At 69.4% G+C, this 8,744-nt stretch carries 8 protein-coding genes; 6 read left to right on the top strand and 2 right to left on the bottom strand.

The genetic code is table 11. From position 1 onward, the window contains the following. The 4 genes from AOK17_RS13520 to AOK17_RS13505 all read left to right on the top strand — a co-directional run. Positions 1–582: sensor histidine kinase (locus AOK17_RS13520; RefSeq protein ID WP_245697139.1), on the top strand; the 582-nt coding region annotated here is incomplete at its 5' end. Between the two features lie 212 nt (positions 583–794). Further along, a complete protein-coding gene (locus tag AOK17_RS13515) occupies positions 795–1,454 on the top strand; it encodes a response regulator transcription factor (protein WP_281198604.1) in 660 nt (219 codons plus the stop codon). Between the two features lie 266 nt (positions 1,455–1,720). Beyond that, positions 1,721–3,649, top strand: coding sequence for a 2-oxoacid:acceptor oxidoreductase subunit alpha (locus tag AOK17_RS13510; protein WP_055612672.1), 1,929 nt, complete (start codon positions 1,721–1,723; stop codon positions 3,647–3,649). Continuing rightward, positions 3,642–4,736 carry a 2-oxoacid:ferredoxin oxidoreductase subunit beta gene (locus AOK17_RS13505; RefSeq protein WP_055612671.1) on the top strand — a complete coding sequence of 365 codons (1,095 nt, stop codon included), beginning with the start codon at positions 3,642–3,644 and terminating at the stop codon, positions 4,734–4,736. Before AOK17_RS13510 ends, AOK17_RS13505 begins: the two co-directional genes overlap by 8 nt. 52 nt (positions 4,737–4,788) lie before the next feature. Here AOK17_RS13505 and AOK17_RS13500 read toward each other — a convergent pair whose 3' ends face one another. After that, positions 4,789–5,151: a winged helix-turn-helix transcriptional regulator gene (locus tag AOK17_RS13500; RefSeq protein ID WP_055612675.1), complete on the bottom strand. Its 363-nt coding sequence runs from the start codon at positions 5,149–5,151 to the stop codon at positions 4,789–4,791. Positions 5,152–5,376: 225 nt separating this feature from the next. On the opposite strand from AOK17_RS13500, the gene AOK17_RS13495 reads away from it, so the two are divergent. Both AOK17_RS13495 and rarD read left to right on the top strand, forming a co-directional pair. Next, on the top strand, positions 5,377–6,231 hold the full coding sequence (locus AOK17_RS13495) for an SDR family oxidoreductase (RefSeq protein ID WP_055612670.1): 855 nt from the start codon (positions 5,377–5,379) through the stop codon (positions 6,229–6,231). A gap of 218 nt (positions 6,232–6,449) precedes the next feature. Continuing rightward, complete coding sequence (rarD, locus tag AOK17_RS13490) at positions 6,450–7,487, top strand: EamA family transporter RarD (RefSeq protein ID WP_055612674.1); 1,038 nt, start codon at positions 6,450–6,452, stop codon at positions 7,485–7,487. Positions 7,488–7,530: 43 nt separating this feature from the next. Here the strand turns inward: rarD and AOK17_RS13485 are convergent, their stop codons facing one another. After that, positions 7,531–8,694, bottom strand: a complete 1,164-nt coding sequence (locus tag AOK17_RS13485) for a 4-hydroxybenzoate 3-monooxygenase (protein ID WP_063997211.1) — start codon at positions 8,692–8,694, stop codon at positions 7,531–7,533. Positions 8,695–8,744 lie beyond the last annotated feature (50 nt).

Here is an 8,744-nt window from a genome sequence, read left to right as displayed (position 1 = left end):
GCGGCCGACCTGCGGCGCATCGAGCGCGATCTGCACGACGGGGCGCAGGCCCGGCTGGTGGCCCTCGCGATGGATCTGGGGCTGGCGAAGGAGAAGCTCACGGAGGATCCGGAGGCGGCTGCGCGGATGGTCGGCGAGGCGCACGGCGAGGTGAAGACGGCGCTCCAGGAGCTGCGGGATCTGGCCCGCGGGATCCACCCGGCGGTCCTCACCGACCGCGGTCTGGACGCCGCGCTGTCCTCGGTGGCGTCCCGGTGCACCGTTCCCGTGCAGGTCGAGGTCGATCTGCCGGCCCGGCCGGCGCCGGCGATCGAGGGGATCGCGTACTTCACCGTCTCGGAGCTGCTGCAGAACATCAGCAAGCACTCGGGGGCCACCCGGGCCTCGGTCGACGTCTGGCGGATCGAGAACCGGCTCATGATCCAGGTGGTCGACAACGGTGTGGGCGGCGCGGATGTCGCCGCCGGCTCGGGGCTTGCGGGACTGGCGGAGCGGCTCGACTCGGTCGACGGGATCCTCGTGGTGGACTCCCCCGTCGCCGGTCCGACTCGCATCACGGCGGAGCTGCCCTGGCGGGGCTGAGCCTCTCCCTTCTTGTCGGCGGTGGGTGTGGGGGTTTCCTTTCCCCAGACCCACCGCCTCGCCTCGTTCTCGGCTGATCGCGCCGCTCCCCGCGCCCCTTCGGGGCGGCGGACCGACAACGATTCCCTCACCCACCCTCAGTTGGTCCCAAATGCTGGAATGCTGGGGGTTGACGTACGAGCGTGGGGGGCCGAGCAATCGTGGAGGACAGGGTGCGCGTGGTCATCGCCGAGGATTCAGTGCTGCTCAGGGAGGGCCTGACCCGGTTGCTGACCGACCGTGGGCACGACGTGATCGCCGGAGTCGGGGACGGGGAAGCTTTGATCAAGACGATCACGGAGTTCGCGGCGCAGGACGCGCTGCCGGACGTCGTGGTCGCGGACGTACGGATGCCGCCGACGCACACGGACGAGGGCGTGAAGGCGGCCGTGCAGCTGCGCAAGCAGCACCCGGGACTCGGGGTACTGGTGCTGTCGCAGTACGTGGAGGAGCAGTACGCCACCGAACTGCTCGCCGGTTCCAGTCACGGCGTCGGCTATCTGCTGAAGGACCGGGTAGCCGAGGTGAGGGAATTCGTGGACGCGGTCGTCCGCGTGGCCCGCGGCGGCACCGCGCTGGATCCCGAGGTCGTCGCGCAGCTGCTCGGGCGCAGCCGCAAGCAGGACGTGCTCGCGGGGCTGACGCCACGCGAGCGGGAGGTCCTAGGACTCATGGCCGAGGGGCGGACGAACTCCGCGATCGCACGACAGCTCGTGGTGAGCGACGGCGCGGTCGAGAAGCACGTGAGCAACATCTTCATGAAACTGGGCCTGTCCCAGAGTGACGGGGATCACCGGCGTGTTCTCGCGGTCCTCACCTACCTGAACTCCTGACGACCTGACACTGTGTCAGAAATCACCGCATCGCAAGCACGAGAGCCAGGCATGAGCACGAGAACCAAAGGATGAGCATCAAGCGTCTTCACAGGTAACACCGGGGGCGGATAAATCGTGGCAAATCAGGGTGTCCGACGGTCTCAAAAAGGGGTCCACCCTACGAACGGTCAGGGGAAGGCGACCCTTAGCGACGTAGGGTTGGACCCGGGATGGCCTGCGGGAGGGCCGATCCCGGACAGCCGCCTCGAAGGAGGTTCACTTCAGTGACCAGTCAGGTCAGCAGTCCGGCCGAGCATGCCGACGGAACCGTCGTAGGAGAACAGCGCAAACCGGCGGGCACAAAGGATGTACGCCGGCTGGACCGGGTGATCATCAGGTTCGCGGGGGACTCCGGTGACGGTATGCAGCTCACCGGGGACCGCTTCACCTCCGAGACGGCATCCTTCGGAAACGACCTTTCGACACTGCCGAACTTCCCCGCCGAGATCCGCGCGCCCGCAGGCACCCTGCCGGGCGTTTCGTCTTTCCAGCTGCATTTCGCCGACCACGACATCCTCACCCCCGGCGACGCGCCCAACGTCCTCGTGGCGATGAACCCGGCCGCACTGAAGGCCAACATCGCCGACGTGCCGCGCGGCGCGGAGATCATCGTCAACACGGACGAGTTCACCAAACGGGCGATGCAGAAGGTCGGCTACGCCACGAGCCCCCTGGAGGACGGTTCGCTGGACGGCTACAGCGTCCACCCCGTCCCCCTCACCACGCTGACCGTCGAGGCCCTCAAGGAGTTCGACCTCACCCGCAAGGAGGCCGAGCGCAGCAAGAACATGTTCGCGCTGGGCCTGCTCAGCTGGATGTACCACCGGCCGACCGAGGGCACCGAGAAGTTCCTGACCACCAAGTTCGCCAAGAAGCCCGACATCGCGGCGGCCAACATCGCCGCGTTCCGCGCGGGCTGGAACTTCGGCGAGACCACCGAGGACTTCGCGGTCAGTTATGAGATCGCGCCGGCCACCGCGGCCTTCCCGACCGGCACCTACCGCAACATCTCCGGGAACCTGGCCCTGTCCTACGGCCTGATCGCGGCCTCGACCCAGGCGGACCTGCCCCTCTACCTGGGCTCGTATCCGATCACCCCGGCCTCGGACATCCTGCACGAACTCAGCAGGCACAAGAACTTCGGCGTACGGACCTTCCAGGCCGAGGACGAGATCGCCGGCATCGGCGCCGCACTGGGGGCGGCCTTCGGCGGCTCGCTCGCCGTGACCACCACCTCCGGACCGGGTGTCGCCCTCAAGAGCGAGACGATCGGGCTCGCGGTGTCGCTGGAACTGCCGCTGCTGGTCATCGACATCCAGCGCGGCGGCCCCTCCACCGGCCTGCCCACCAAGACCGAACAGGCCGACCTGCTGCAGGCCATGTTCGGCCGCAACGGCGAGGCACCGGTGCCGATCGTGGCCCCGCAGACCCCCGCCGACTGCTTCGACGCGGCCATCGAGGCCGCCCGCATCGCGCTCACCTACCGCACCCCGGTCCTGCTGCTGTCCGACGGCTACCTCGCCAACGGCTCCGAACCGTGGCGGATCCCGGAGACCGACGAACTCCCCGACCTGCGCGTGCAGTTCGCCCAGGGCCCGAACCACACCCTGGACGACGGCACCGAGGTCTTCTGGCCCTACAAGCGCGACCCGGGGACCCTCGCCCGGCCGTGGGCGATCCCGGGCACGCCGGGTCTCGAACACCGCATCGGCGGCATCGAGAAGCAGGACGGCACGGGCAACATCTCCTACGACCCGGCCAACCACGACTTCATGGTGCGTACGCGTCAGGCGAAGATCGACGGCATCGACGTACCGGACGTAGAGGTCGACGACCCGCACGGCGCCACCACCCTCGTCCTGGGCTGGGGCTCCACCTACGGACCCATCACCGCGGCGGTACGGCGGCTGCGGGCCGCCGGGGAGGCGATCGCGCAGGCGCATCTGCGGCACCTCAACCCCTTCCCCGCGAATCTCGGCACGGTGCTGAAGGCGTACGACAGGGTGGTGATTCCCGAGATGAACCTCGGGCAGCTCGCCACCCTGGTCAGGGCGAAATACCTGGTGGACGCCCACTCCTACAACCAGGTCAACGGAATGCCGTTCAAGGCCGAACAGCTCGCCACGGCTCTCAAGGAGGCCATCGATGGCTGAGACGACCACGGAAGGTCCGGGCACGATCGAGGCGCTCACTCTGGTGCCCAAGGCCGAGGCCAGGCAGTCCATGAAGGACTTCAAGTCCGATCAGGAAGTGCGCTGGTGCCCCGGCTGCGGTGACTACGCGATCCTCGCGGCGGTGCAGGGCTTCATGCCCGAACTGGGTCTCGCCAAGGAGAACATCGTCTTCGTCTCGGGCATCGGCTGCTCGTCCCGCTTCCCGTACTACATGAACACGTACGGGATGCACTCCATCCACGGCCGCGCCCCCGCCATCGCCACCGGACTCGCCTCCTCCCGCCGGGACCTGAGCGTGTGGGTGGTGACCGGTGACGGGGACGCACTGTCCATCGGCGGCAACCACCTCATCCACGCCCTCCGCCGGAACGTGAACCTCAAGATCCTGCTCTTCAACAACCGGATCTACGGCCTCACCAAGGGCCAGTACAGCCCCACTTCAGAGGTCGGCAAGATCACCAAGTCCACGCCGATGGGCTCGCTGGACGCACCCTTCAACCCGGTGTCCCTGGCCATCGGCGCGGAGGCGTCGTTCGTGGCCCGGACCGTCGACTCCGACCGCAAACACCTCACCGAGGTCCTGCGGCAGGCCGCGGCCCACCCGGGCACCGCCCTCGTCGAGATCTACCAGAACTGCAACATCTTCAACGACGGCGCCTTCGAAGTCCTCAAGGACCGGCAGCAGGCCGAGGAGGCGGTGATCCGCCTGGAGCACGGGAAGCAGATCCGCTTCGGCGCCCCGCTCGACAGCGGCCTCGGCTCCAAGGGCGTCGTGCGTGACGCCCTGACCGGCGACCTGAAGGTCGTCACCGTCACCCCGGAGAACGAGCCGCAGATCCTGGTCCACGACGCGCACTCCGCCTCCCCCACCACGGCGTTCGCACTGTCCCGGCTCGCCGACCCGGACACACTGCACCACACGCCGATCGGCGTCCTGAGGTCCGTCGACCGCCCGGTCTACGACACCCAGATGGCCGACCAGCTCGACACGGCCATCGAACAGAACGGCAAGGGCGACCTGTCGGCGCTGCTCGCGGGCGGGGACACCTGGACGGTGGTCGGCTGACACCGACATCGACGCCGACACCGTCGTACGGATTCTCTGAGGCCCGGGCTCTTCAGGCCCGGGCCTCGCTGTTTGCCTGGCGGGCTTTCGCCTCGTCGTAGGCCTGGCGTGCCTCCAGTACGGCGTCCATCCGCTCCTCGGTCCAGCTCGCGAGCGTCTTCACCTGGTCGGCTGCCTCGCGGCCCAGGTCCGTGAGCGAGTAGTCGACGCGCGGCGGGATGACCGGCTTGGCGTCCCGGTGCACGAGCCCGTCGCGCTCCAGGGTCTGCAGGGTCTGGGTGAGCATCTTCTCGCTGACCCTGCCGATCGCGCGGCGCAGCTCGCTGAAGCGGTACGGGCGCTCCAGCAGGACGATCAGGACGAGGACGCCCCAGCGGCTGGTGACGTGCTCCAGGACGAGGCGGTACGGGCACATCGCCTCGCCCTCGACGCTCCACTTGCTGGTCAGCGCGGGACCGCCCGTTGCCACGGCCCCGCGGGAACCGCCGGTTGCCACGGCACCGCCGGTCGCTGTGGAAGTACTCACTGCTGAATCACTTACGGCCATGCCAGTACCTTACTTCAAAGTGGGTACTTTCGCAGAGTTAGTGCCTCTCCTATGGTTAGTGGCATACCCAGCCCACAAGGAGTTGTTTCCACCATGAGCATCGTCGTCACCGGAGCCACCGGACACCTCGGCCGTTTCGTCATCGAGGGACTGCTGGAGAAGGTCCCGGCGGACCAGATCACGGCCGTCGTCCGCAGCGAGGAGAAGGCCGCGGGCTTCGCGGCCCGTGGCGTGAAGCTCGCGATCGCCGACTACAACGCTCCCGAGACCTTCGACGGCGTCTTCTCGGCCGGCGACAAGGTGCTGCTGATCTCGGGCAACGAGTTCGACAAGGGCCGCGTCGGCCAGCACAAGGTCGTCCTCGACGCCGCCAAGGCCGCCGGCGTCGCGCTCCTCGCGTACACCAGCGCCCCCGGCAGCCTGTCCGCCGCACTGGCCGACGACCACCGCGGCACCGAGGCGGCGATCCTGGAGTCCGGCGTGACGTACGCGCTGCTGCGCAACGGCTGGTACCACGAGAACTACACCGAGAACCTGGCCCCGGTCCTGGAGCACGGCGCCGTCGTGCAGGCCGCCGGTGAGGGCAGGATCTCCGCGGCCTCCCGCGCGGACTACGCGGCCGCCGCCGTGGCCGTGCTGACCGGCGAGGGCCACGAGAACAAGACGTACGAGCTGGGTGGCGACACGGCGTTCGGCTTCGCCGAGTACGCGGCCGAGCTGAGCAGGCAGACCGGCAAGGAGATCGCCTACAACGCCGTCCCCGGCGAGGTGTACGAGGGCATCCTGACCGGCGCCGGACTGCCCGCGCCCTTCGCCTCGATCCTGGCCGGTGTGGACGCGTCGATCGAGAAGGGCGAGCTGGTCGTCGCCACCGGTGACCTGTCCCGGCTGACCGGCCGGCCGACCACGCCGATCGCGGAGTCGATCGCGGCGGCACTGAAGGGCTGACCCCGGACCCCAGAGCCCAGAGCCCAGGCCCACGGAAAGCACCCCCGTCTGTAATGACCGTATGGCGATACGGGCATGACAGGCGGGGGTGCTCGGCGCTACCTTCTTGGAGGTTGCGCGTGGTTCGGACGCCGCGCGTCCGGAGCGTGGTGAGCCGCGCGTCCGCAGCCTGGGGAAAGTGAGGGGCCGTGCCGGTGGAGTCCAAGGGTGAACAGCACATAGGTCTGGATTCCAAGAGCGAACAGCGGATCGGTCTGCTGAACGGCTTCGCGGCGTACGGCATGTGGGGGCTCGTGCCCCTGTTCTGGCCGCTCCTCGAACCCTCGGGAGCGGCGGAGATCCTCGCCCACCGCATGGTGTGGTCCCTCGGCGTCGTGGTGATCGCGCTCGTGGTGATGCGGCGCTGGGCCTGGGCCGGTCCGCTGCTGCGACAGCCGCGCAGACTGGGCCTGATCACCATCGCGGCGGCCACCATCACGGTCAACTGGGGCGTCTACATCTGGGCCGTGAACGCCGGCCACGTGGTGGAGGCGTCCCTCGGCTACTTCATCAACCCGCTCGTCACCATCGCGATGGGCGTCCTGCTCCTGAAGGAGCGGCTGCGGCCCGCGCAGTGGGCGGCGGTGGGCATCGGCTTCGCCGCGGTGCTCGTACTGACCATCGGGTACGGCCAGCCGCCGTGGATCTCCCTCTGCCTCGCCTTCTCCTTCGCGACGTACGGGCTGGTGAAGAAGAAGGTCAACCTCGGCGGCCTGGAGTCGCTGGCCGCGGAGACGGCGATCCAGTTCCTGCCCGCGCTCGGCTACCTGCTGTGGCTGTCGTCCCGGGGCGACGCGACCTTCGGTGGCGAGGGCGCCGGGCACGCGGCGCTGCTGGCCGCGACGGGTCTGGTGACCGCGGTGCCGCTCGTGTGCTTCGGGGCGGCGGCGATCCGGGTGCCGCTGTCGACGCTGGGACTGCTCCAGTACCTCGCGCCCGTGCTGCAGTTCCTGCTCGGCATCCTGTACTTCCACGAGGCGATGCCCGCCGAGCGGTGGGCCGGGTTCACACTGGTGTGGGCCGCGTTGTCGCTGCTGACCTGGGATGCGCTGCGGACGGCGCGGAGGTCGCGGATGGTGCTGCGGGAGACTGCCGCCGCGGCCACGGCGACGGCGGTGGCGACGGCAGCAACCGCAGCCGCGGAAGCGGCCCGGGAGGCGGCGGCGGTCACGAACCCGACCACCACCAGCGGCACCGCCACCAGCACGAACACGTAGTCGGTGACGCCTCAGTAATCGGCGGCGTCAGTGATCGGCGGCGTCAGTAATCCGTGTCCTTGCCGAGGAACAGTTCGGCGAAGCCGGTCGCCGCGGCGGGTGAGCCGAGGATCCGCCGCAGCCTGGCCATCGAGGTGCCCGCCTTGAACGGATCGCCGGACGAGGCGCCGTGGTACACGTCGGAGAGCCACTGCGAGAACTCCTGGTACTGCCACACCCGCCGCAGACAGACCGCCGAGTAGCCGCGCAGCCCGCTGTCGTCCCCCTTGCCGTAGTACGCGACGAGCGCGTCGCCGAGCAGCAGGGAGTCGTGGATCGCGAGGTTCATGCCCTTCGCGCCGATCGGCGCGAGGAGGTGGGCCGCGTCGCCGGCGAGATACAGCCGCCCGTACGCCATCGGCTCCACGACGTAGTTGTGCATGGCCAGGACCCGCTTCTCGATCAGCTTGCCCTCGTTGAGCGGCCGGGCCCCCTCCGCCCCGAGGCGCGCGTGGAGTTCGGCCCAGACGCGCTCGTGCGACCAGTTCTCCGGGTCGTCGTCCGGCGGGCACTCCAGGTAGTAGCGGGTGACCTGCGGGCTGCGGGCCATGTGACCGGCGAACCCGCGCGGATGGATGCCGAAGACGACACAGTCGGAGGACGGCGGCGCCTCGGCCAGCAGCGCCAGCCAGCCGACACCGAAGTCGTGCCGGGCGACGGTGACGTGCTCCGCGGGCATACGGTCCCGGGTCACCCCGCGTGCGCCGTCGCAGCCCGCGATGAACTCGCAGTCCAGGCGCACCCGTTCGCCCGTCTCCGGATCCGTGTACGCCACCGAGGGGCGGTCCGTGTCGATCCCGGCCGGCTCGACGTCGCGGACGCCGAACCGGACGTCGCCGCCCCGGACGTCCGCGTACTCCCGCACCAGGTCCGTCACCAGCAGCGGCTGCGGGTACACGTAGTGGCGGTGGCCCGACACATCCGCGTACGGGAACCTGTGGCGCTCTCCGGCGAACCGGAACTCGCACTCGGTGTGCGCCACGGTGTTCTCCAGGAGCCGGTCCGCCAGGCCCCGCCCCTCCAGCGCGCGGACCGCCCACTCCTCCAGGAAGCCCGCGCGAGGCCTCTGTTCGATGAAGTCCCTGCTCTCGTTCTCCAGCACCACGCAGTCGACGGAGGCGGCCCGGAGGATGTTGGCGAGAGTCAGGCCGGCGGGCCCCGCCCCCACGATGACGACGCGGGTGCGCTGCGGGTGGGCGGGGCCCGCCGGCCTGACTC

It is taken from the genome of Streptomyces phaeochromogenes (assembly GCF_001418655.1).
In the GTDB taxonomy this organism is placed as follows: Bacteria; Actinomycetota; Actinomycetes; order Streptomycetales; family Streptomycetaceae; genus Streptomyces; species Streptomyces phaeochromogenes.
The sequence above is the reverse complement of the archived record's forward strand: the minus strand, read 5'-3'. Positions and strand labels throughout refer to the sequence as shown.